This window comes from Pseudomonas sp. Marseille-Q5115 (assembly GCF_916618905.1).
GTDB lineage: Bacteria > Pseudomonadota > Gammaproteobacteria > Pseudomonadales > Pseudomonadaceae > Aquipseudomonas > Aquipseudomonas japonica_A.
In genome coordinates this window covers 803422-823928 of record NZ_CAKAKI010000001.1, presented here as the reverse complement: position 1 = coordinate 823928, position 20507 = coordinate 803422, and the positions used below count along the sequence as shown (strand labels likewise).

27 protein-coding genes are annotated in these 20507 nt (G+C 62.8%); 12 read left to right on the top strand and 15 right to left on the bottom strand.

The window, feature by feature from the left end:
• Window positions 1-6 precede the first annotated feature (6 nt).
• The 3 genes from LG385_RS03915 to LG385_RS03905 all read right to left on the bottom strand — a co-directional run bounded on the left by LG385_RS03915 (window position 7) and on the right by LG385_RS03905 (window position 1775).
• A complete protein-coding gene (locus LG385_RS03915) occupies window positions 7-609 on the bottom strand; it encodes a DUF4823 domain-containing protein (RefSeq protein ID WP_181119893.1) in 603 nt (200 codons plus the stop codon).
• 79 nt (window positions 610-688) lie between these two features.
• A complete protein-coding gene (locus LG385_RS03910; protein ID WP_181111641.1) occupies window positions 689-973 on the bottom strand; it encodes a DUF1145 domain-containing protein in 285 nt (94 codons plus the stop codon).
• Between the two features lie 67 nt (window positions 974-1040).
• Complete coding sequence (locus tag LG385_RS03905) at window positions 1041-1775, bottom strand: OmpA family protein (protein WP_181111640.1); 735 nt, start codon at window positions 1773-1775, stop codon at window positions 1041-1043.
• 150 nt (window positions 1776-1925) lie between these two features.
• On the opposite strand from LG385_RS03905, the gene LG385_RS03900 reads away from it, so the two are divergent.
• Together LG385_RS03900 and LG385_RS03895 are read left to right on the top strand one after the other, a co-directional pair.
• A complete protein-coding gene (locus LG385_RS03900; protein WP_225772575.1) occupies window positions 1926-2417 on the top strand; it encodes a DUF6231 family protein in 492 nt (163 codons plus the stop codon).
• A gap of 5 nt (window positions 2418-2422) precedes the next feature.
• On the top strand, window positions 2423-2896 hold the full coding sequence (locus LG385_RS03895; protein WP_225772573.1) for a YchJ family protein: 474 nt from the start codon (window positions 2423-2425) through the stop codon (window positions 2894-2896).
• A 5-nt stretch (window positions 2897-2901) separates the two neighbouring features.
• Here LG385_RS03895 and LG385_RS03890 read toward each other — a convergent pair whose 3' ends face one another.
• The gene (locus tag LG385_RS03890) at window positions 2902-3426 is read right to left on the bottom strand and encodes a hypothetical protein (protein WP_225772571.1); all 525 of its coding nucleotides are present in this window, start codon (window positions 3424-3426) and stop codon (window positions 2902-2904) included.
• Between the two features lie 107 nt (window positions 3427-3533).
• Between LG385_RS03890 and LG385_RS03885 the strand changes: the two genes are divergently transcribed.
• Together LG385_RS03885 and LG385_RS03880 are read left to right on the top strand one after the other, a co-directional pair.
• Window positions 3534-4019 (top strand): LEA type 2 family protein, encoded by a 486-nt coding sequence (locus LG385_RS03885; RefSeq protein WP_225772569.1) that lies wholly within the window; start codon window positions 3534-3536, stop codon window positions 4017-4019.
• 5 nt (window positions 4020-4024) lie between these two features.
• Window positions 4025-4231, top strand: coding sequence for an SEC-C metal-binding domain-containing protein (locus LG385_RS03880; RefSeq protein ID WP_181111635.1), 207 nt, complete (start codon window positions 4025-4027; stop codon window positions 4229-4231).
• Window positions 4232-4353: 122 nt separating this feature from the next.
• Here the strand turns inward: LG385_RS03880 and LG385_RS03875 are convergent, their stop codons facing one another.
• From LG385_RS03875 to LG385_RS03855, 5 genes are all read right to left on the bottom strand, one after another.
• Window positions 4354-6432: an LTA synthase family protein gene (locus tag LG385_RS03875; RefSeq protein ID WP_225772567.1), complete on the bottom strand. Its 2079-nt coding sequence runs from the start codon at window positions 6430-6432 to the stop codon at window positions 4354-4356.
• Between the two features lie 147 nt (window positions 6433-6579).
• A complete protein-coding gene (gene speE / locus LG385_RS03870; protein WP_225772565.1) occupies window positions 6580-7440 on the bottom strand; it encodes a polyamine aminopropyltransferase in 861 nt (286 codons plus the stop codon).
• A 94-nt stretch (window positions 7441-7534) separates the two neighbouring features.
• Window positions 7535-7723, bottom strand: a complete 189-nt coding sequence (locus LG385_RS03865; protein WP_225772563.1) for a PLDc N-terminal domain-containing protein — start codon at window positions 7721-7723, stop codon at window positions 7535-7537.
• Window positions 7724-7780: 57 nt separating this feature from the next.
• The gene (locus LG385_RS03860; RefSeq protein WP_225772560.1) at window positions 7781-8314 is read right to left on the bottom strand and encodes a hypothetical protein; all 534 of its coding nucleotides are present in this window, start codon (window positions 8312-8314) and stop codon (window positions 7781-7783) included.
• An 81-nt stretch (window positions 8315-8395) separates the two neighbouring features.
• A complete protein-coding gene (locus LG385_RS03855) occupies window positions 8396-8917 on the bottom strand; it encodes an ankyrin repeat domain-containing protein (protein WP_225772558.1) in 522 nt (173 codons plus the stop codon).
• A 317-nt stretch (window positions 8918-9234) separates the two neighbouring features.
• Here LG385_RS03855 and LG385_RS03850 point away from each other — a divergent pair, with 317 nt between their 5' ends.
• Window positions 9235-9513 (top strand): DUF3509 domain-containing protein, encoded by a 279-nt coding sequence (locus LG385_RS03850; protein WP_225772556.1) that lies wholly within the window; start codon window positions 9235-9237, stop codon window positions 9511-9513.
• A 103-nt stretch (window positions 9514-9616) separates the two neighbouring features.
• Here LG385_RS03850 and mtnC read toward each other — a convergent pair whose 3' ends face one another.
• Genes mtnC through aroC form a run of 5 tightly spaced genes read right to left on the bottom strand, consistent with a single transcriptional unit; the run spans window position 9617 to window position 13777 of the window.
• Complete coding sequence (mtnC, locus tag LG385_RS03845; RefSeq protein WP_225772554.1) at window positions 9617-10300, bottom strand: acireductone synthase; 684 nt, start codon at window positions 10298-10300, stop codon at window positions 9617-9619.
• A gap of 16 nt (window positions 10301-10316) precedes the next feature.
• Window positions 10317-10862: a 1,2-dihydroxy-3-keto-5-methylthiopentene dioxygenase gene (locus LG385_RS03840; RefSeq protein ID WP_225772552.1), complete on the bottom strand. Its 546-nt coding sequence runs from the start codon at window positions 10860-10862 to the stop codon at window positions 10317-10319.
• 23 nt (window positions 10863-10885) lie between these two features.
• Window positions 10886-11500 carry a methylthioribulose 1-phosphate dehydratase gene (locus LG385_RS03835; RefSeq protein WP_225772550.1) on the bottom strand — a complete coding sequence of 205 codons (615 nt, stop codon included), beginning with the start codon at window positions 11498-11500 and terminating at the stop codon, window positions 10886-10888.
• Window positions 11497-12657, bottom strand: a complete 1161-nt coding sequence (locus LG385_RS03830) for an MFS transporter (RefSeq protein WP_225772548.1) — start codon at window positions 12655-12657, stop codon at window positions 11497-11499. Before LG385_RS03830 ends, LG385_RS03835 begins: the two co-directional genes overlap by 4 nt.
• 25 nt (window positions 12658-12682) lie before the next feature.
• Window positions 12683-13777: a chorismate synthase gene (aroC, locus tag LG385_RS03825; RefSeq protein WP_225772546.1), complete on the bottom strand. Its 1095-nt coding sequence runs from the start codon at window positions 13775-13777 to the stop codon at window positions 12683-12685.
• 133 nt (window positions 13778-13910) lie between these two features.
• On the opposite strand from aroC, the gene LG385_RS03820 reads away from it, so the two are divergent.
• On the top strand, window positions 13911-14867 hold the full coding sequence (locus LG385_RS03820) for an alpha/beta hydrolase (RefSeq protein ID WP_225772544.1): 957 nt from the start codon (window positions 13911-13913) through the stop codon (window positions 14865-14867).
• A gap of 59 nt (window positions 14868-14926) precedes the next feature.
• The gene (locus LG385_RS03815) at window positions 14927-15715 is read left to right on the top strand and encodes a hypothetical protein (protein WP_225772542.1); all 789 of its coding nucleotides are present in this window, start codon (window positions 14927-14929) and stop codon (window positions 15713-15715) included.
• A gap of 49 nt (window positions 15716-15764) precedes the next feature.
• On the opposite strand, the gene prmB is transcribed toward LG385_RS03815, so the two are convergent.
• Window positions 15765-16673, bottom strand: a complete 909-nt coding sequence (prmB, locus tag LG385_RS03810; protein ID WP_225772540.1) for a 50S ribosomal protein L3 N(5)-glutamine methyltransferase — start codon at window positions 16671-16673, stop codon at window positions 15765-15767.
• Window positions 16674-16807: 134 nt separating this feature from the next.
• Between prmB and LG385_RS03805 the strand changes: the two genes are divergently transcribed.
• The 5 genes from LG385_RS03805 (at window position 16808) to LG385_RS03785 (ending at window position 20490) form a co-directional block, all read left to right on the top strand.
• Window positions 16808-17398, top strand: a complete 591-nt coding sequence (locus tag LG385_RS03805) for a cysteine hydrolase family protein (RefSeq protein WP_225772538.1) — start codon at window positions 16808-16810, stop codon at window positions 17396-17398.
• Between the two features lie 117 nt (window positions 17399-17515).
• Window positions 17516-17839, top strand: a complete 324-nt coding sequence (locus LG385_RS03800; RefSeq protein ID WP_181111619.1) for a hypothetical protein — start codon at window positions 17516-17518, stop codon at window positions 17837-17839.
• 34 nt (window positions 17840-17873) lie between these two features.
• Entirely contained in the window at window positions 17874-18431 is a 558-nt protein-coding gene (locus LG385_RS03795) for a Smr/MutS family protein (RefSeq protein WP_181111618.1), read from the top strand.
• Window positions 18432-18521: 90 nt separating this feature from the next.
• Window positions 18522-19067, top strand: a complete 546-nt coding sequence (gene folE / locus LG385_RS03790) for a GTP cyclohydrolase I FolE (RefSeq protein WP_181111617.1) — start codon at window positions 18522-18524, stop codon at window positions 19065-19067.
• A gap of 226 nt (window positions 19068-19293) precedes the next feature.
• On the top strand, window positions 19294-20490 hold the full coding sequence (locus LG385_RS03785) for a benzoate/H(+) symporter BenE family transporter (protein WP_225772536.1): 1197 nt from the start codon (window positions 19294-19296) through the stop codon (window positions 20488-20490).
• Window positions 20491-20507: the final 17 nt, after the last annotated feature.

Genomic DNA, 20507 nt, shown 5'->3' with positions numbered 1-20507 from the left:
GCCTCCTTACTGGCTCATTCCCAACAAGCGCTGAGCGTAGTCCTCGAACGGTGGGCCAAGCAAATCTTCCGGCTTGTTGTTGTGCAGGGTGAGCAAGCCACCGCGGCTGCGAATGGTCGCGGTATCGATCAGGTAGCGGGTGCTGGTTTCGATCAGCATCACCTGTACAACGCCGCTGTCGATGCCCAGGCGATCGACGGCCTCCTGGTCAGACCACTCCTCCAGGTTACCGATGCGGTCATCGGCACGGGCGAACCGGGTGTACAGCACATAGTGGGCGCCCACGCCCCGTGCCTCGCTCAAGGCTTGCTCCAGCCCTTCAGGCTGTTCCGCGCGGCGAACCATGGGGAAGTATTCCACGAAGCCACGGAAGGCCTCTTCAGCCACGACGTTGGGCCGCGGGTAGGCGCCACCTGGCGGTACGAACGCGCCCTGGGCGATGTAGATGAACGAGTCGGGCTGCAGCCGGAAATTGGTGGAACGGCGGGTCTGGCTATGGTCGAGCACACCGGCATCGCTGAGCTGGTCCCGAGCCACCACGCCCATGTCGCTGACGCTCATGCACCCGCCCAACATCAGCAGCATCACTACTACACACAACCTTTGCATCGTTCTCTCCGAAAGCCGCGACGGAAACCCGGCGAATGTTGGAGGCGATGCAGCTTTTGCGCCAGTTCGGGCAAGCCGCTCAGGGTTTGGAAACCACTGCCGCTTCTCGAACAGAGTGGAGATGGAAAATACCCAGCAACAGAATTTGCGTACGGTCCAGCCAACGGTGCGAGCGGGACTGCAGCCGCCGGTTGAAGATCAACATTTCGGCGATATGCAGCAATAGCAGGAAGGCCCCGGCAAGGTTGACCCAGGCCGAAAAAGGCTTTGGAAAAGGCGACAACAGGTTCAGCACCACCAGCCACCAGAACACCAGTGTAAGGGCTTTGGCGATGCCGACGGCAAGCCCGGCGGGTGAAGTCATTGAGCAAAGCCTCGCGGCGTATCCAGTAGAGCACTCCACTCTACTAAAAAAGCCGCGAGGCGTCCCCTCAGCGGTTCAGGTGCAGCTCTACACGGCGGTTCTGTGCACGGCCTTCCGAGGTGCCGTTATCGGCAACCGGCCGGCTTTCGCCAAAGCCTTCGCTGCTGAGCTTGGCTTGCGATACACCGTGCTCGGTCAGGAAGGTCACCACGCTGGCAGCGCGGCGCTCAGACAGCCCCTGGTTGTAGCGATCCGTACCTACGCTATCGGTATGGCCGTCTACCTTCACGCTTACAATGTCCGCCGCCTTCAACCGATCCAGCAAGCCGGTCAACTGGCTCTGGGCCTCGGCCGTCAGGTTGGACTTGTCGAACTCGAACAGCACGTCACCGGCATCGCTCAAGGTAATCACTTCTTCCTTGGGCGGTGGTGGTGGTGCAGGTGGCTCCACGGCCGCTGGCGCCGGCGCTGCCGGAAGCGGGCAACCGTTGTGCGACACTGGCGTGCGTGGCGGTGTGCCCGGGCAACGATCACGGCGGTCGAATACCCCGTCGCCGTCTTCGTCACCGTCATGTGCGTAACAGATCAATCCCCCCGCAATAGCGCCGGCCAAACCACCGCCGGCCGCCCACGCGCCGCTTTCCAGCGCGCCCAGCCCCGCTCCTGCTACACCCCCGATGGCACTGCAAATGGGCCAGTTCCCTTGGTTGAGCGGCGCAGTACCATCACTGCGCGAAGCACAACCGCTGAGAACACTGCTGACCAGAAGAACGGGCAACAGTGCCCGCACGATCATTCTCATCGTTGAAACTCCTGTGTCTCCGGCTGCTGCCGGTATATGGATTAAAGCCCAAGGCAGTTCACTCTGCCGTAATACAGGCAGATTGATTGCGCACTAGGCGTTAAGGTTCCGGAAGGCTAGTCTTTGTTTCTAGAAAAAGGACCTGAAGCAATGACCGTTTCGACCCATACCCCCCAGGAAGCGCTTGCCGCCCTGCTCGATGCGCAGCAGCCTGCGCGCCTGCTGGTGGTCGCCGCCAGCAGGTTTCCGGCGCTGGATGCCTTTATCGAAGCCCACCCGAACACGCAGCTGGGCTTCGCATTGCCGGGGGCTTTACCGGCGGAACTGGCTGCGGAGCGCTTCGACCTGGCGGTTGTGGTGGACTGCCTGGAACACCTGGATCGCCGCGCCGGGCAGGAGCTGCTGGGCGGTATTCGCAACCTGAACGCGAGCCGGCTGGCAGTACTGGCGGACCTCGCCGCCAGCCCTTGGCGCGAAACAGACTTCTATGCCCTGGCCTTGCAAAAAGCCGCCACGTTCAAGCGGGGGGAGCAAACGCTGGGGCTGTTCACCTATGATCTACGTGAATACAAACAGGCACCGGATTGGCTCAACGCTCGCTTCTGGGCCAACCCGCAGCACTTCGGTAAATACTGGTGGTAAACAAAATGATAGCGGTATGCCCATGCGGCAGCGGAAGCGTTCTGGATGACTGTTGCGGGCGCTTCCATGGGGACTTCTCGGCGCCGGACGCCCAGCGCTTGATGCGCTCGCGCTACACCGCCTACGTGTTAGGCCTGGTCGATTACCTGATCGCGACTACCCTCCCCGCCCAGCAGGCCGGGCTCAATCGCGAAGCCATGGCCGCATGGAGCGCGCAGGCCACCTGGTTGGGGTTGGAGGTGGAGAACGCCGAGGTGATCGGGGGCAAGCCTGAGCATGCGTTCGTGACCTTCACCGCCCGCTGGTATGACGCCGAGGGGGAGCATAGCCACCGCGAGCGTTCGGCATTCGTGCAGAACGACGGCCGTTGGTATTTCATCGACCCTACCGTGCCGTTGAGCAGTGGCCGGAACGACCCGTGCCCGTGTGCAAGCGGGGAGAAATTCAAGAAGTGCTGCGCGGGTTATCTCAGGGGCTGAGCCCCCTACGGCGCGAGCTTGAGGTGCGAGGTATCCGGAGGCGGCGGCGCGGGCTGGGTACTACTCCCACTGCCGAGGTCTGCCCCCACCGGCGCCAGGCTCATCTGGCTGAGGTCTACCCTGGGCGCTGCGGCGGGCGGGGCTTCAGGCTGCATTCTTGCGCCGGCTTCGGCGATGTCGTACGCCGGAGCGTCCACGTCGACAAAGGCCGCCATGTAATTATCCCGCGGCGTCACCTTGGCCCTTGGGCCACGAGCAGGCGCCGCAGCGGGCGGCGGTGCCAGGTCGACCGTTTCGACAGGTTCAATCGCACACACTTCGGCCACCGCCCCGGCGCGTTCCAAGGCCTGGCGGAAACGCTCCGCACCCGCAGCATCCAGCTGGCTTTTGAGGATCAGCCGGCGGCCCGAGAACAACAGCTGCACGCGCTCGGCGTCGGCACGGAACAACTGCGCGACGTTAGCCTTCACGGTTTCCACGGAGGTACCGGGCAGGCATTCGCCGCTGAAGGCAATTTCGTACAGCGCCATGTTATGTTCTCCTTCAATTGGGCACGGTGTTTCCTGACAGGGTAGCCTCGCACCAGCATCCGCGACCGGGGTTTTCGGGCGGGTGCACATTCCACCGGAGGCAGTAGATGCGATACGCGCACCACACGCTACGGTTGTTTCTGCTGGCCCTGATGCTTGGGCTTGGAGGCTGCTCCACCTGGCTTACCGGCAATTATGACGATCCCGAAGTGCATCTCAAACAGGTTGAGGTGGTGAAGGCCAAGCTGCTGGAGCAGCGCTTTCGCCTGCATTTCGTGATCGACAACCCCAATGATGAGGATCTTCCCATCCGGGGGCTTAGCTATAAGGTGAGCCTGGAAGGGCTGCTGCTGGCTGAAGGTGAGGATGACAGCTGGTTCAGTGTACGCGCCCACAGCCGCGCCATTCATGTGGTGGACGTGCGAACCAACCTTTGGGAGCACCTCAAGCCGCTGGCGAAATTACTGCGCCACCCGGACCGCCCGCTGCAGTATCGGCTGGAGGGGGAACTGCGCACCGGGGTATTATTCGGCCACAACCTTTCCCTGCGGCGAACGGGTGAAATCACCCCCGCAGGCTTGCTTTCGGAGTAGTAGAAATGTCGCAACAACCTCACGTGCATGGCCCGGATTGCAACCATGACCACGACCATGATCATCACGCACATGACCACGGCCATGTACACGGCCCACACTGCAACCATGAGCCGCAGGAGCCCGTGCGCAACGCCCTGAAGGATGTAGGCCGCAACGACCCTTGCCCCTGCGGCAGCAACAAGAAATTCAAGAAGTGCCACGGCGCCTGAGCTGTGGCGTGACCCTTCCCCGGCTTCGCCGGGTCCCACAGCGTGAATCACCAGCAAGCTGAACCCCGGAAAGCACAAACCCCTGCTCATCAGCAGGGGTTTGTTTTACTCGAGCGCGGGTTTTACTCGGTTTTGCTTTGCACCGCGCCGGCGGTGTTGTCCATCAGGCTCTTGGTGGCCGTTTGGATGAACGCGTCGAGCTTGTTGCGTAGTGCAGGAACGTCCGCGGTTTCCGGGATGACCTCAGCCTTGGGGTCGTGGCCCAGGGTATAGCGGTAGAGCTTAGGCTCCATGTCGCGGGATTCGATCAGGATGCGGTCGCCGGTCACGATGGCCACGCTCTGCTCGCTGCCCGAAGGCTTGATCACGCCGAAGCCCTGGTCACCCTGTTGGAGGTTGAGCAGGTCCCGGCCCCAGCACTGGTGCTGCGCCTCGCCACCCAGGCGGCCCATGATGGTGGGCACGATGTCGATCTGGGTACCAACGGTGTGGTTGACCGCACCGAACTTGTCCTGGATGCCAGGGGCGATCAACAGCAAGGGCACGTTGAAACGGCTCAGGTCCATCTCGGTCAGCTGGCGCTCGTTGCCGAAGCCATGGTCACCCACGATCACGAACAGCGTCTGGTTGTAATACGGCGACTGCTTGGCTTTCTCGAAGAACTGCCCCAGGGCCCAATCCGAATAGCGCATGGCGGTGAGGTGCTGGTCCAGGTTGCCGCGCCCGGTTACAGGCTCTACCGGCAGGTCCTTGGGCAACGCGTACGGCGTGTGGTTGGACAGCGATTGCAACAAGGCATAGAACGGCTTGCCCTGGGCGGTCAGCTTGTCCAGCTCTTCGTTGCCGCGGGCAAACATGTCCTGGTCGGACACGCCCCAGGTTGGGTCCGAGAACACCGGATTCACGAAATCATCGCGGCCGATGAAGGTGGTCATGCCTTGGTTGCTGAAGAAGCCCGACTGGTTGTCCCAGGCGAAGTCCCCGTTGTACACGTACACGTCGTTGTAATCCCGGGCGCTGAGCATGGCCGGCAAGCCGGACAGCCTGTGACTACCCTCCGGGGTTTGCATCAGGTATTCAAAGCCCGGCAGGTTCGGGAAGCAACCCATGGTGGCGAACATGCCCTGGTGGGTATGGGTGCCGTTCGAGAAGAAGTGGTCGAACAGCAGGCCTTCCTTGCTGAGCTTGTCGAAGTAAGGCGTGATGTTGGCATCGCTGCCCAAGGCACCTACCGAATGCCCGGCGAAGCTCTCCAGCAGGATCACCACCACGTTGCGGATCGGCAAGGTATTACCGGCAGGTGGGGTGAACACCCGGCGAACCGCGGCGGTGTCGGTGTCTACCAGGCGCTCGTTGGCGGTTACCAGCATGTCGCGCACGGTCCGCGTGGCTTGGGCCTGGGGCAGCGTCGCTTGCCAGATGTTGTCGCGGTCCTCCGACATCCGGCTCTTCGCCGCTGTCGCCAACGTGAGGGTACCGTTGAGGCCCAACTGGTTGGCGAAGTTCGAATCCGTGGTGTAGGCGTCACCCCAGCGCAGCGGCGGGCCCTGGCGCAGCGTGCCGCGCGCGGCAACCACGGCTACCAGCAGCACGACCACGAACACTGCAATGCGGCCGTACCAAGGGGCGCTGGCCCGCGCCATTACCACAGCGCCACGCGGCCATGTAATACGGTCGATCCCTTTGAACACCAGGCTGAGCAGCCAGGTGACCAGGGCCCAGGCCAGCAGGTAGCGCACCACCGGGTAGCCGTACCAGATCATGCTCATGACCGTTTTAGGGTCTTCCTTCACGTACTGGAACACCAGCCCGTTGAGGCGCTGGTGGAACTCGCGGTAGAAGTCCATTTCCAGCAACCCGGCGAACAGCACCAAGCTGGAGGTGATGGTGAGCCACGCCCGGAACACGCCCCGCGCCGCCATTGCCCTGGCGCTGAGAATGGCGAGCAGCAGTGGCACCAGCAGGTACACCACAAGGCGAAGGTCGAAGCGCAGGCCGTTGAGGAAGGCTTCGACCAAGGCGGACGTGGAGGCGTCGCCTGCGGACTCGAGGTTATACGCCAGCAGCGCAGCGCGCAGGCCGCTGAGCAGCACCATGATGGCGAGGCCGCTGAGCAGCGTGTAGGCAAGGTGGGATTTCAAGGAAGGGCGCAGTGAGCGCGTGCTCGCGCGTTCCGGGCTCTGAGCATCCAGGGTGGCCATGTTTCGTCAGGTATCCGTACAGGTGGGCGATTAAGAAGCGAGACGGGCGCGGATTTTGCGGTGAAACAGGTGAAAATTCCGTGCAGGCGCGCGCCCGTTGTCGTGGCGCGCCTGCAGGGTCAGCAAAACCCGATCAACCTTTGCCGTTCAATCGTTGCTCGGCTTGTTCACAGCCTGCAGCACGTACTGCGGCAGCGCGAACGCGCCAACGTGGATCTCCGGGTTGTAGTAACGGGTGACGATGCCGCTGCCGGCGAAGCGAGCGCGCAGGGTTTCCAGCGGCAGCTTGCGGTATTCAGGCCGGGTTGCGCCCCACGCGAAGGTCATTGCCCCACCGATATAGGTGGGAACCGCCGCATGGTAGAAGTGCCAGTCGGTGAACAGCCCGCGCAAGCGGCCAGCGGTGGTGCGTACGCCATCCAGCTGCATGAAGGGGGTGCCGTTCTGAGTGACCAGAATCCCGCCTTCGTTCAGGCAACGATGGCATGCCTGATAAAAGTTTTCGGTGAACAAAATTTCACCCGGCCCGATGGGGTCGGTAGAGTCCGAAATGATGACGTCGAACTTCTCTTGGGTGGTGGCCACGAAGCGCATGCCGTCGTCGATCACCAGGTTCAGGCGAGGGTCTTCAAACGCGCCGCTGGAGTGGCTGGGCAGGAATTCCTTGCACATCTCCACAACGGTGCCGTCGATTTCCACCATGGTGATGTGTTCAACACCGGGATGCTTGGCCACTTCGCGAAGCATGCCGCCGTCGCCACCACCGATGATCAACACCCGACGCGCCGCGCCATGGGCGAAGATCGGCACGTGAGTGAGCATTTCGTGGTAAATGAATTCGTCGGCTTCGGTGGTCTGGATCACGCCATCCAGCGCCATCACACGGCCCATTACCGGGTTCTGGAAGATCACCAGGTGCTGATGCTCGGTGCGCACCTCGTGCAGCAGCTTCTCCATGCGAAAACGCTGGCCGTAACCTTCGTATAGGGTTTCCTGGTATTCGTTCATATGCATGCCCCCTGCAAATCGACAGCGGCGCGTGGCCGCCGCAAGAAAGGGGCGCATTCTACGACGTAGGCGCCGGCATGGCGAACGGCAGATCTTAGCGAACATTTCCCCGTGGGCCGAGGATCGCCCAGATGATCAGCCCCAGCACCGGCACAATGGCGATGAGCAGAATCCAGAGCACTTTGATGCCCACCTCCTCGCCGCTTTTGAGAACGTGAAGAATCGCCCAGATATCCAGGGCCAGAACGATTAGGCCGAACAGGCCATTGAAGGTTGCGCCCATGATCCACTCCGCGGGAAACGTACCGCCGTTAGGTCGCTTCCCGCGGCTGCGGTTCCGTTACGACGTGGCAGCGCTCGCCTTGAGTGCTTCCAGCGCTGGCGCCGCATGAATGCAGGCCTGTTCGCACAGGGAAAGCACGCGCTCCAGATCGTTCTTGTAAACCAGCACCGCCTGCAGCTCGGTATCCAGCACTCGGCTGAAGTTCAGCAGCACGTAGCCGCCCATCTCGCGGTTCATGCTGGAGAGCTGGATCTGAATCCGGTTGAGCGCAACCAGCGGCTCGACTTTCGCCAGTTGCTTGGGCTTGATATTGAACGGCACGTCTGGCCCGAAAGACCCGATGATCTCTTCGAGCAGCTCCTGATAGCTGTCCGCCTGGAACAGCACGGTATCGGGGAGGCTACCCACTACCACCCATTCGCCAAGCGGGATCGGGAAGCTGTCGTCGTAGTTGATATCCGGGTTCGCCGCCAAAAACGCATCCGGGTCAGCGTAGGCTTGCGCCGCCTCGGAGGCGATGCGGGCGATGTCCTGTTCGGTCATGCAGCCGGAGCTGATGCAGGTGATGAGTTCGGTCAAAAGGCTTTGCATGGAAGGTTCGACTGGGTGGCAAAGCGGCGAAGCATAGCATTTTGGCTCACCTGGGGGGCCGCCCCCGCCGCTCCCCACGGCCTACATCAGCGAAGACAGCTGGGCAATGGTTTCCTGGGCGCCCATGGCACGGGCGGCGCCGAGGGCGTCAACGCCGGCGATGTCGCGGGCATGCAGGTCCGCCCCTTGCTCCAGCAGATAGGTCACGAAGGCGGTGCGGTTGAACATGGCGGCCATCATCAGGGCGGTACGGCCATCGGCCGCGGCGCCGTTCACCAGAGCGCCATGGCTCACCAGCAGCTGTGCCATGTCGAGGTTGCCCTTGAAGGCCGCACCCGCCAGTGGCAGCTGGTTCTTGTCGTTGGGGATGTTGGCATCGGCGCCACCCTCCAGCAGCACCCGGGCAGCGGCCAGGTGGCCGTGGTAGCTGGCCAGCATCAGCAAGGTGTCGCCATTCTGATTACGCAGGTTGGCGGGCAGGCCCTTTTCAAGAAGCTTGTGCAATGTGTCGGCATCGCCGTTGCGCGCTACATCGAATACCTGAGCGGCAAATTCGGCGGCTTCGTCATCGGTCATGACCTGCGGTTGAGTAGTTTCGGACATTACAGGCTCCAGCTGAACAGTGGGTTCAGTGTTCCTCACCGTTAAACCCCCGGTCAACAGCCACTGTAAATAAGGGCCCAAGACGGAATTAATGGGCAAAATGATGTCAAAGGTTGTACGCCCCGCCAAACTGTGATGTCCATCACGCAAAATGCATCGTGCACCAGGCCCCACCTTGCAGTTTGCACGATAACGTAAAAATCCTTCCTGACGCAAGTGCCTGAAAAACAAGGTTTTTTGATTTAATTCAAAGTTGGCACATTCGCTGCAACCTCCTCTGCATAGCCTGCCCATTGGATATGCCAAGGAGTCGCCAGATGGAATTTCTCCAAGAAAAATTCGCCAGCCTGTTTTCCGAGTATGACGTTGTCACCCAACCCCGCCCGGACGGTGCCGTACTGCTCACGCTGCGCGGTGCTGACGGCCGGCAAACCCGCCGTTCCATCTCCTATTCCCAGCTCAACACCCCGGAACAACTGTCTTGGGTGATCAGCGCGATCCGCCGCGACCTCGCCGGCGAGGTCAGCCAGCTGCCAGACATTCACCTGCTGCAAAGCCAGAACCGCTTCGCGCTGCCGACCTACCATTCGGTCTGAGACACGTATTTCGCTCTAGCGTTGCCGAATTTCGCCGCTGACCTTCCCAAAGCCACGTATTAGTGGGTAGGCCAACGGCGAATTTATGTGTACGGCAAGCCAGTCAGTAGGCCGCCACGTCGATCCGGTCGAAGCTGGCCACTACAGGGTGATCTGCTTCCAGCTCCCCTTCCCGCGCCAGCCCACACGTGGCCATCCCAGCCTCGCGCGCTGCGTCCAGTTCAGCGGTTACATCTGACAGGAACAGAACCTGCTGCGGCGCCACGTCGATCGCGCTGGCAATGACCCTGTAGCTCTCGCCGTCCCGCTTGCCACCGCTGGTGGTGTCGAAGTATCCGCTGAACAATCCGGTAAGGTCGCCCGCTTCGGAACAACCGAAAATCAGCTTCTGCGCCTGGATCGAGCCTGAGGAATAGACATACAAACGGTAGCCCTTTGCATGCCACTGCTTCAGCGCGGCGACGGCATCCGGATACACGTGCCCTTTGAGCTCCCCGCTTTCGTAACCTTTTTGCCAAATCTGCCCTTGCAAGGCCTTCAACGGCGTGACCTTGCGGTCCTCGCGCATCCAGCCGAGCAGAATCTCGATTACCTGGTCGAGGTCGGCACTAGGCTCCCCTGCCTCGGCGCGCACGGCTTCGATCTGCGCGGCAACCGTGGGCGCAGCCTGATGCTCGCGGAGGAAGCCGGGCAAGCGGCTGGCGGCGAAGGGAAACAGCACGTCATACACAAAACTGACCGCGCTGGTGGTGCCCTCGATGTCAGTGAGGATGGCCTTGATCGGCATGTGAGAAAGGTCCTTGTCAGTCATCCAGGCGAGGGAAACGCTGGGCGATCGGCTCGCCGGTGAATTTCGCCACCCAGCCTTCGGTATTGTTGAAGAGGCGGATCGCCACAAAGTGCGGATGCTCGCCCATGTCGAACCAGTGCGGGGTACCGGCAGGCACCGAGATCAAATCGTTTTTCTCGCACAGCACGGCGTATACATAGTCGTCGATATGCAGCGTGAACAGCCCGCGCCCGGCCACGAAGAAACGCACCTCGTCTTCGCCGTGGCGGTGCTCTTCGAGAAACTTCGCGCGCAATGCGGCCTTGTCGGGGTGGTCGCTGTTGAGGCTGATCACATCCACCGTGATATAGCCGCATTCGGTCATCAGCCGGTCGATCTGCTCCCGGTAGGCCTCGATGACGGCTTCCTGGCTGGCGCCGGGCTGGATCGGTGCCGAGGCCTGCCAGCGCTCGAAGCGCACGCCATGTACGGCCAGGGTGGCGGCAATGTCCTCGACGTGGGTGAGCACCTTGTTCGGAATATCCGGGGTACTTTCGTGGTAAACGGTCAGGCAGCTCATCAGGGCTCCTCGCAACGGCGGTGTCAGCGCACCGCGCGCAGTTTCAATTCACATTCGAACAGGAACTCGAACGCTTCCACCTGGCGCAAGGCGTCTTGCATGCTCGCCCCCCAGGTATACAGGCCGTGCCCCCGGATCAGATAGCCAACGCAATCGGGGTTCGCGTCCAGCCAGGGCTGCACCTTCGAGGCCAGGCGGGCGATGTCCTGGTCATTTTCGAACACCGGCACCAGCACGCGGCTTTCATGGGTGGAGATCCCACTGAAGGCTTTTTGCAGCTCGTAATCCTCGAACACCAGGTGTGGCCCCTGGGTAATGCGCGAGAGCACGGTGGCGTTCACCGAGTGGGTGTGCAGTACGGCATTGATGCGCGCGTCGCAGTTATACAGCTGGGTATGCAGCAGGGTTTCCGCCGAAGGCCGCTTGCCGGGTTCAAGGCTGTTGCCCTGCATGTCGGTCGCCAGTACATCTTCCAGGCCCAACTGGCCCTTGTGCTTGCCCGACACGGTCAGCAGCGCCTCGCTGGCCGACAGCCGGGCCGAGTAGTTGCTGCTGGTAGCCGGAGACCAGCCACGAGAATAAAGGAAACGGCCGGCGTCGATGATCTGCCGGGCCAGGGTATCGCGATCCGGGATCATACCGGCTCCTTGTGCGTGAATAGAACGATCATAACCGCTGCCGCCACTGCGGCGATGCTGCTCAGTGCAAAGGTGCCAAACGGCCCGATGGCCTGCCAGGCATAACCCGAATACACCGCACCCAACGCGCCGCCCACCCCAGCGAGCGCCGCATACAACGCCTGGCCCTGCCCTTGATAACGCAAGCCGAAGGTAACCCGTACCTTTTGCACGGCGGCGGCATGGAAACTGCCGAAGGTAGCGGCGTGCAACACCTGAGCAAACAGCAGCACCCACAGCTCGCCCGCCAGCGCACCGAGCAGCAGCCAGCGAACCGCAGCCAGCGCGAAGCTGACAGCCAGCACCGTGTTCACCGACCACCGCGCCAGCAGCCGAGCCATGGCCAGGAACATCAGCACTTCGGCCACCACGCCCAAGGCCCAGCACAGCCCGATGGCAACGGCGCTGTACCCCAATTGGGCCAGATGAATGCTGAAGAAGGTGTAATAAGGCCCATGGCTGAGCTGCATCAGGCCCACGCACAGGTAAAAAGTGATCACCCCGGGTTGACGTAGCCGGGCAAGGAAGCCATCGCCCGGCGGGGGCGCACTGGTTTCATCCGCCTCACGGGCCGGGGCCGGAACCCAACTGCTGGCCAGGAGAATGCCGGCCATGATGATCATCACCGTGACCGGGTAGCTGCCCATGCCGCGCAGCTCGAACCAGCGCCCCAGCAGAATGACCGCTGCGATAAAGCCTACCGAGCCCCACAACCGCACCTGCCCGTAGCGGGTAGGCTGCTGCCGCAGGTGCGCCAGGGTAATCACTTCGAACTGAGGCAATACCGCATGCCAGAAGAATGCATGCAGGGCCATGACCAGCGCCAGCCAGGCGTAGCTTTGGCTCACCAACACCAGGCTGAACCCCAGCAGCGTGGCCGCCGCGCCCAGCCGTACAATCCGCAGGCGATGGCCGCTGCGGTCACCCAACCAACCCCACAGGTGTGGCGCGATGCAGCGCATCACCATGGGAATGGCGACCAGCTCGCCAATGCGCGCCGGGGCGAACCCCAGGTAGGCAAACCAGGGTGCCAGAAAAGGCGCGGTGGCCCCCAGCAACGCAAAGTAGAACAGGTAGAAGCCGGACAACCGCCAGTACGGCACCGCCACGCCGGTCACGCCTGACCGGCCGCCTGAGGTGACGTCATACGTGCTGGCCCAGTACCGGCGTGCTCACCTGTACGTCAGCGTTCTGGCCGCGGTGGCGCAACAGGTGGTCCATCAGCACAATGGCCATCATGGCTTCGGCAATAGGCGTGGCACGAATGCCCACGCAGGGGTCGTGGCGGCCTTTGGTAATCATGTCCACCGGTTGCCCGCTGGCATCGATGGACTGGCCCGGCGTGGTAATGCTGGAGGTAGGCTTGAGCGCCAGGTGCGCGATGATCGGCTGGCCCGAAGAGATACCTCCCAGGATGCCACCCGCGTTGTTGCCTACGAACCCTTCCGGGGTGAGCGCGTCGCGATGCTCGCTGCCGCGCTGGGCCACGCTGGCGAAACCGGCGCCGATTTCAACGCCTTTAACGGCATTGATGCTCATCAGGGCGTGGGCAAGCTCGGCGTCCAGGCGATCGAAGATGGGCTCGCCGAGGCCTGGCATCACACCGTCGGCGACTACGGTAATTTTCGCGCCGATGGAATCCTGGTCACGGCGCAGCTGGTCCATGTACGCCTCCAGCTCCGGCACCTTGGCGGGGTCGGGGCAGAAGAAGGCGTTCTCCTCAACAGCATCCCAGCTCACGAAGGGGATCTCGATGGGGCCCAGCTGGCTCATGTAGCCGCGCACCTGAATGCCCCGGGTAGCCAGGTATTTCTTGGCGATGGCGCCGGCGGCTACGCGCATGGCGGTTTCCCGCGCCGAGCTGCGACCGCCCCCACGGTAGTCGCGTACGCCGTATTTATGGTGATAGGTGTAGTCGGCATGGGCTGGACGGAACACGTCCTTGATGGCCGAATAGTCCTTGCTCTTCTGGTCCGTGTTGCGAATCAACAGGCCGATCGGCGTGCCGGTGGTCCGCCCTTCGAACACGCCGGAGAGGATTTCCACTTCATCGGCTTCCTGCCGCTGCGTTGTATGGCGGCTGGTGCCGGGCTTGCGGCGGTCCAGGTCCTGCTGCAGGTCGGTAATGTCCAGCGGCAGGCCTGGCGGGCAACCATCGACGATGGCAAGCAAGCCAGGGCCATGGCTTTCGCCTGCGGTGGTGACGGTGAACAGCTTGCCGAAGGTATTGCCAGACATGCGAGACGCTCCGCGAGATGAATCTGGATGAAACATGGGGCCGGCCAGTATACGCAGGGTGGCAAGGCAGTTCACCCTCTCACGAACCCTGCCGGGCCGCTTCGGTCCAACCTTCCTCCTGCCCATATGGTTGATGAAGTTGCGCTTTCTTATCCTCCTCGCTGCCCTGTTCACCTCCTTCGCCCATGCGGCGTCTGGCTCCATCCTGCAACGACCTATCGACCTGGACACCGGTAGCGGCACCTTGCACGGCAGCCTGCTGCTGCCCCGCTCCACCAGCCCGGTACCGGTGGTACTAATGATTTCCGGCTCTGGGGCCACCGACCGGGACGGCAACAATGACGACGCCGGGCGCACCGACAGCCTCAAAAAGCTGGCATGGGCCCTGGCCCGCGCCGGGATTGCCAGCGTGCGCTACGACAAGCGGGGCGTCGCCAGCGGGCTGCCCCTCGCCCCCGACGAACGCAGCCTGAGCGTTGAAGGGTATGTGGCCGATGCGGTGGCCTGGGCGCGGCAACTTTCGGCGGACCCACGTTTTGGCCCGCTCACCCTGCTGGGCCACAGCGAGGGGGCGCTCATCGCCACGCTGGCCGCCCCGAACACCAAAGCAACAGGGTTGATCTCTCTGGCGGGCAGCGGCCGGCCCATCGACCTGATACTGCGAGAGCAACTGCGCGAACGCCTGCCGCCGGACCTTTATGCCCGTAGCGAACAATTACTGGATGAACTGAAAGCCGGCCAACTGGATGAGCAAGTGCCCCCGCCTTTGCAGGTGGTGTTCCGGCCCAGCGTTCAGCCTTACCTGATATCGCTGTTCCGCCAGAACCCGGCCAAGGCCTTTGGCGCGCTGGAAATCCCCGCCCTGGTGGTGCAGGGCGAGCATGATATCCAGGTGAGTGTGGCCGACGCCGACGCCTTGGTCGCGGCCAACCCGAAGGCGCGCAAGGTGCTGATCCCGGGCATGAACCATGTGCTGCGCATCGTGCCCATGGACCTGAAGCAGCAGGTAGCCTCGTATGACAACCCCGACCTGCCGCTGGCAGCCGGGCTGGCGCGGGAGCTGGCAGGGTTCATCAAAGCGAACCGCTGAGCGATGCTTCAGGATTTGTATCGGTGGCCGATACCTTGCCAAGAGAGAGGATCGCCGATATGTCTGAAACCCTTTTATCCGAGGCGCCGGCCGCAGCCGATGCCGCCCCGCCCGCCGTGGAAATGCCGTGGGGCGAAGTCGCCACCGAGCACCACGAACTGCTGCGCCTGGCCGCCTTGCCAACCGACCGCACCACGGGCCCACGCCCCCTGCGCTTCGTGCAATACGGCTGGGCCGAGCGCCATAGCGAACGCTGCAGCCTGTTGCGCCTGAACATCGTGTTGCCCGGCCAGCACGTACGCAAGGAACAGAACTGCCTGGATGTGTGGGCGGACCACCTTGAAAAGCGCGTGTGGAGTATCCCGGACGTTCTCAGCACCGAGCCGGCCAACCGTGGGCTTGGGCGCTTCATGCTGGCGCAGGCCGCTGCGTGGGCCAAGGCTCGCTGGCCTGAATACCGTATCGACAGCGCAGAGCTGCCGAACCGCGATGCCTTGGTGGAAGGTACTCGCCTGCGCCGCGATCACGTGTTGCGCACCCACGGCCTGGACGTGGAATACGCCGATGCCCAGCACCTGAAGGGCAGCTACAAAGCCACCCGCGTGAGCGCCCTGCTCACCGACTGGAATGGCGACAAGCTGCAGCGGGTGAACGTGATGGAAAGCGCAACAATGCTGCAATTGGCCGACAAGGCCCTGCAGGAGCAGGAGGTGAAGCTGCGCCAGCAAGAAGAGCGCATCAGCAAGTACCGCCGTGAAGATGGCAGCCTGCGTTTCACCATTGCCTGCCTGATCGCGTTTGCCGTGTTCCAGGCCGCGCTGCTGATCTGGATTGCGACCCATCGGTAGCCTAGGGGCGCCGCTCCCACTAATCCCACTCCCGCTCCCAACCTGGTAATTACGCCCGCTCAGCAAACAACGCCTGATGATCACGGCACTGCTGGGCGGTAAGGCCAAATACGCCGTGGCCGCCGTGCGCGAACTCGAACCAGGTGAAATCCACTTCCGGGTAAAGGTCCTGCACATGCACCTGGCTGTTGCCCACTTCCACCACCAGCAAGCCGTGCTCGGTGAGGTGGTCGGCGGCTTCGGCCAGCATGCGCCGCACCAGGTCCAGCCCATCATCGCCGCAGGCCAGGCCCAAGGCCGGCTCGTGGTGATATTCGGGCGGCATGTCGGCAAAATCCTCGGCGTCCACGTAGGGCGGGTTGGACACGATCAAGTCGAAGCGCTGCCCTGGCAACCCCCCGAAGCCATCGCCCTGCACGGTGAATACGCGCGCGTCCAGCTCATGCCGCTCGATATTCTGATTGGCCACTTCAAGGGCCTCGAACGACAAGTCGGCGAGCACCACTTCCGCGGCTGGGAACGCCTGAGCGCAGGCGATCCCGATGCAGCCCGAGCCGGTGCACAGGTCCAGGATGCGCGCTGGCGTTGCCGCCAGCCAAGGCGCGAAGCGCTGGCCGATCAGCTCGGCAATTGGCGAACGCGGGATCAATACACGCTCATCCACCACGAACGGCATGCCGCAGAACCAGGCTTCGCCCAGCAGGTAGGCGGCCGGAATGCGGTCCTTGATACGCCGGCGCAGCAGGTGCTGCACGTGGCTGAGCTCGTCGTCTTCCAGGCGGCAATCCAGGTAGGCGTCGCTGATATCCCATGGCAGGTGCAAGGCGCCGACAACCAGCTGCCGCGCCTCGTCCCAGGCGTTGTCGGTACCATGCCCGAAGTAGAGCCCTTCGGCATGGAAGCGGCTGACGGCCCAACGGATGTGGTCGCGCAGGGTGCGCAGGCGAGTGGTAATCACGGCAGGCTCCTCGAAAAAAGTGCCGTGGATTCTATCAGCCTGCGCTCAAGCCAGCGTGACTTCGCATTACAGTGATTCCCTTAACGGCTTCGGCAGTGGACAATACGCAAAAGCCCTATCCAAAGGAGCCCCTGATGCCCGATGTCAAGACGATGTTCCAACTCAGTGGTCGCGGCTATCCGCCGTTCACCCTGAGCAATGCCACGCTGATCATTATCGATGCGCAGAAGGAGTACCTCAGCGGGCCTCTGGCATTGTCGGGCATTGACGAAGCCGTCGATCACATCGCCCTGCTGCTGGAGGCCGCGCGCAAGGCCAACCGGCCGATCGTGCATGTAAAACACCTGGGCATTCCCGGTGGCCTGTTCGACCCACAGGGCGAGCGTGGGCGGTTTATCGACAAGGCCGCGCCGCTCGAAGGCGAGCACATCATCGAGAAACGCATGCCCAACGCATTCAACAACACCGGCCTGCACGACCTGCTGCAGAGCCTGGGCCATGTGGACCTGATCGTGTGCGGTTTCATGACCCATTCGAGCATCAGCACTACCGTCCGTGCCTCCAAGGACTACGGTTACCGGTGCACCCTGGTTGAAGACGCCTGCGCTACCCGTGACCTTCCCTACAAGGACGGCGTACTGAGTGCCGAGCAGGTGAAGCAGGTAGGCATGGCCACCATGGCGGACAATTTCGCGGCAGTTACCGTGACCGCGAATGTGATCTAGTTCACAACCCGCACCGCCTGTCGATCAACCCGGCCACCGTAAGCCAATTGCCAGCCATGTCGGAACCCGAACCGCCGAAGCGGGTCGAAGGCCCGATATTCACCTGAGGAACTCCCGATGAAGCTATCCGACGACGGTTTTGACGCCCGCCGGCTTCGCCCTCGCGGTCCAAACCGGTGGCGGATGCGGTTGGGTGCAACCTTCGCGGCATTGCTGGCCACCTTTGGCATCCTGCTGGGCATGGCCGGTGCGGCCAGCCTGCTGGGCCGCCCACCTGCCCTTGAAGGCCTCGATACCAGCACCACTGGCGCCATTATCCAGGTGGTGTTCGGCCTGCTGTTCCTTTACCTGGGGATCATCGTGTGGCGGCGCTGCCGTCGGCGGATGCGGCGCACACAGGACCTGAACCTGGCGCCACACCTGATGAAAAAGCACGACTGACTCGCGTAGACTGGCCTCCTGTTTGGAGGCAACCATGCAAGACGACGATTTTTCCCTGTTCCAATCGGAAGTGCGGGGGGTAAAGCCCATCCGCCACGACCGCGCGGACACCGGCAAGCCACGCGCCGACCGCCAGCGGGTGCAAACCCTGCGCCAGGCCGCGACCGTGCGCCAGGACGTGAAGGTGGTGGATGGGCTGTCCGATCAGTTCGTGATCGACGTGGGCCCCGAGGATGCGCTGGACTGGGCGCGGGACGGCGTGCAGGAAGGCCAGATGCGCAAGCTCAAGCTTGGCCAGATTGCCTTCGAAGGCAGCCTGGACCTGCACGGCATGCAGGTAGAAAAGGCCCGGGAGATCCTCTGGGAATTCCTTGCCGAAGCCACCCGCCTCGAGATCCGCTGTGTGCGGGTAACCCACGGCAAGGCATCGCGGCTGGACGGCAAGCGGCCCATGATCAAGAGCCACGTGAACACCTGGTTGCGCCAGCATCCTCAGGTACTGGGCTTCACCTCGTGCCAGCCTCGCCACGGCGGCACTGGCGCGGTGTATGTGATGCTACGGCGCACCATGCTCGAGGGCCGGGACGAATAACCGCACCCGCGCGCCCCAAGGCAGACTTGCGGCGCCTGATTGGCGGCCTTACCCTACGCGCCTGCAAAAAATTTTCTTACAGGTAAATTCATGTCCCTGGAACAGCAATACAGCGCCATTCTCGGTCAGATCGGCGAGGACATCTCGCGCGAGGGCCTGCTGGACACGCCCAAGCGGGCCGCCAAGGCCATGCAGTACCTCTGCCGCGGCTACGAGCAAACCCTCGAAGAAGTCACCAATGGCGCCTTGTTCAGCTCCGACAACAGCGAAATGGTGCTGGTGAAGGACATCGAGCTGTATTCCCTGTGCGAACACCACATGCTGCCCTTCATCGGCAAGGCTCACGTGGCTTACCTGCCTAACGGCAAGGTGCTGGGCCTTTCCAAGGTGGCGCGCATCGTGGACATGTACGCCCGCCGCCTGCAGATCCAGGAAAACCTCAGCCGCCAGATCGCCGACGCGATCCTGCAAGTCACCGGCGCCGCCGGCGTGGCCGTGGTGGTTGAAGCCAAGCACATGTGCATGATGATGCGCGGCGTGGAAAAGCAGAACTCCACCATGATCACCTCGGTGATGCTGGGCGAATTCCGCGACAACGCCGCCACCCGCATGGAATTCCTCGGGTTGATCAAGTAAAAGCCCTCTAACTCGTAGGAAGCGGCGGGGCCGGCCGTCCGGCGCCAGCTCGCGAACAGGGGATTTAACCCTGCATATGGCCTTTAAACCCATTCGCTAGCTTCGCCAGCTTCCTACAGGGTGAACGGCAACTGGCTACTGTATCGCCCAATGTTCCCCTCGCTGTACGGCTTGAATCCGGCAAGGCGGCGGTAACCTTCGTGAACCACACGCAAGGATCCGCCCCATGCTCAGCGCCGCCCCCCCCCGCCTCCGACCGCTTGCCGACACCTCTGTATCCGCCGTAGTGGCAGGCTTCATTGCGATGATGACCGGCTACACCAGCTCGCTCATCCTTATGTACCAGGCCGGCCAAGCCGCCGGGTTGAGCGCGGGGCAGATCGCGTCGTGGATCTGGGCGCTATCCATCGGCATGGCGCTGTGCAGCATCGGGTTGTCTTTGCGCTACCGCACGCCAATCACCGTGGCCTGGTCCACGCCCGGCGCGGCCTTGCTGATCACCAGCCTGGGCGGCGTGAGCTACCCCGAAGCGATCGGCGCCTATCTCACCTGCGCCGCACTGGTGACGGTGTGCGGCGTAACCGGCACGTTCGAACGGCTGGTGCGGCGGTTACCAGGTTCGCTGGCCGCTGCGCTGCTGGCCGGTATTCTGTTCCGCATTGGTAGCGAAATCTTTATCGCGGCTCAGCACCAAACGCTGTTGGTGCTGGGTATGTTCTTCGCCTACCTGGTGTGCAAGCGCGCCTCGCCCCGTTACGCCGTGCTAGTGGCGTTGCTGGTGGGCCTGGCGCTTGCGGCGGGCCTGGGCCTGCTCAACTTCAGCGGCGTAAGCTTGCAGCTTGCCGTGCCCGTGTGGACCACGCCGGCGTTCTCCATTGGCGCCACCATCAGCATCGCCATACCGCTGTTTGTGGTGTGCATGACCTCGCAGAACATGCCAGGCATGGCCGTGCTGCGGGCCGACGGCTATCAGGTGCCCGCCTCCCCTCTGATCACAGTCACCGGCATCGCCTCGCTGCTACTGGCGCCTTTCGGCTCCCATGGCATCAACCTGGCGGCCATCAGCGCCGCCATCTGCACCGGGCCACAAGCCCACGAGAACCCGGCGAAGCGCTACACGGCAGCGGTGTGGTGTGGCGTGTTCTATGGCGCGGCCGGCACGTTCGGCGCCACGCTGGCCGCACTGTTCGCAGCTTTCCCGCGTGAGCTGGTGCTCTCCATCGCCGCACTGGCGCTGTTCGGTTCCATCGTCAATGGCCTTACCCAGGCCATGGCCGAGCCCCGCGAGCGAGAAGCCGCGTTGATCACCTTCATGGTCACCGCCTCGGGCATGACGCTGTTTTCCATCGGCTCGGCGTTCTGGGGCATTGTCGCCGGCGTGGTTACCTTGCTGATTCTGAATGCCAACCGGCGCGCAGCCTGAACCGGGAAGCATAAAGG

Excerpts from the sequence above, each read along its gene's own strand:
- LG385_RS03915 (WP_181119893.1), bottom strand. The coding sequence starts at position 609 with ATGCAAAGGTTGTGTGTAGTAGTGATGCTGCTGATGTTGGGCGGGTGC.
- LG385_RS03910 (WP_181111641.1), bottom strand. The coding sequence starts at position 973 with ATGACTTCACCCGCCGGGCTTGCCGTCGGCATCGCCAAAGCCCTTACA.
- LG385_RS03905 (WP_181111640.1), bottom strand. The coding sequence starts at position 1,775 with ATGAGAATGATCGTGCGGGCACTGTTGCCCGTTCTTCTGGTCAGCAGT.
- LG385_RS03900 (WP_225772575.1), top strand. The coding sequence starts at position 1,926 with ATGACCGTTTCGACCCATACCCCCCAGGAAGCGCTTGCCGCCCTGCTC.
- LG385_RS03895 (WP_225772573.1), top strand. The coding sequence starts at position 2,423 with ATGATAGCGGTATGCCCATGCGGCAGCGGAAGCGTTCTGGATGACTGT.
- LG385_RS03890 (WP_225772571.1), bottom strand. The coding sequence starts at position 3,426 with ATGGCGCTGTACGAAATTGCCTTCAGCGGCGAATGCCTGCCCGGTACC.
- LG385_RS03885 (WP_225772569.1), top strand. The coding sequence starts at position 3,534 with ATGCGATACGCGCACCACACGCTACGGTTGTTTCTGCTGGCCCTGATG.
- LG385_RS03880 (WP_181111635.1), top strand. The coding sequence starts at position 4,025 with ATGTCGCAACAACCTCACGTGCATGGCCCGGATTGCAACCATGACCAC.
- LG385_RS03875 (WP_225772567.1), bottom strand. The coding sequence starts at position 6,432 with ATGGCCACCCTGGATGCTCAGAGCCCGGAACGCGCGAGCACGCGCTCA.
- speE (WP_225772565.1), bottom strand. The coding sequence starts at position 7,440 with ATGAACGAATACCAGGAAACCCTATACGAAGGTTACGGCCAGCGTTTT.
- LG385_RS03865 (WP_225772563.1), bottom strand. The coding sequence starts at position 7,723 with ATGGGCGCAACCTTCAATGGCCTGTTCGGCCTAATCGTTCTGGCCCTG.
- LG385_RS03860 (WP_225772560.1), bottom strand. The coding sequence starts at position 8,314 with ATGCAAAGCCTTTTGACCGAACTCATCACCTGCATCAGCTCCGGCTGC.
- LG385_RS03855 (WP_225772558.1), bottom strand. The coding sequence starts at position 8,917 with ATGTCCGAAACTACTCAACCGCAGGTCATGACCGATGACGAAGCCGCC.
- LG385_RS03850 (WP_225772556.1), top strand. The coding sequence starts at position 9,235 with ATGGAATTTCTCCAAGAAAAATTCGCCAGCCTGTTTTCCGAGTATGAC.
- mtnC (WP_225772554.1), bottom strand. The coding sequence starts at position 10,300 with ATGCCGATCAAGGCCATCCTCACTGACATCGAGGGCACCACCAGCGCG.
- LG385_RS03840 (WP_225772552.1), bottom strand. The coding sequence starts at position 10,862 with ATGAGCTGCCTGACCGTTTACCACGAAAGTACCCCGGATATTCCGAAC.
- LG385_RS03835 (WP_225772550.1), bottom strand. The coding sequence starts at position 11,500 with ATGATCCCGGATCGCGATACCCTGGCCCGGCAGATCATCGACGCCGGC.
- aroC (WP_225772546.1), bottom strand. The coding sequence starts at position 13,777 with ATGTCTGGCAATACCTTCGGCAAGCTGTTCACCGTCACCACCGCAGGC.
- LG385_RS03820 (WP_225772544.1), top strand. The coding sequence starts at position 13,911 with ATGAAGTTGCGCTTTCTTATCCTCCTCGCTGCCCTGTTCACCTCCTTC.
- LG385_RS03815 (WP_225772542.1), top strand. The coding sequence starts at position 14,927 with ATGTCTGAAACCCTTTTATCCGAGGCGCCGGCCGCAGCCGATGCCGCC.
- LG385_RS03805 (WP_225772538.1), top strand. The coding sequence starts at position 16,808 with ATGCCCGATGTCAAGACGATGTTCCAACTCAGTGGTCGCGGCTATCCG.
- LG385_RS03800 (WP_181111619.1), top strand. The coding sequence starts at position 17,516 with ATGAAGCTATCCGACGACGGTTTTGACGCCCGCCGGCTTCGCCCTCGC.
- LG385_RS03795 (WP_181111618.1), top strand. The coding sequence starts at position 17,874 with ATGCAAGACGACGATTTTTCCCTGTTCCAATCGGAAGTGCGGGGGGTA.
- folE (WP_181111617.1), top strand. The coding sequence starts at position 18,522 with ATGTCCCTGGAACAGCAATACAGCGCCATTCTCGGTCAGATCGGCGAG.
- LG385_RS03785 (WP_225772536.1), top strand. The coding sequence starts at position 19,294 with ATGCTCAGCGCCGCCCCCCCCCGCCTCCGACCGCTTGCCGACACCTCT.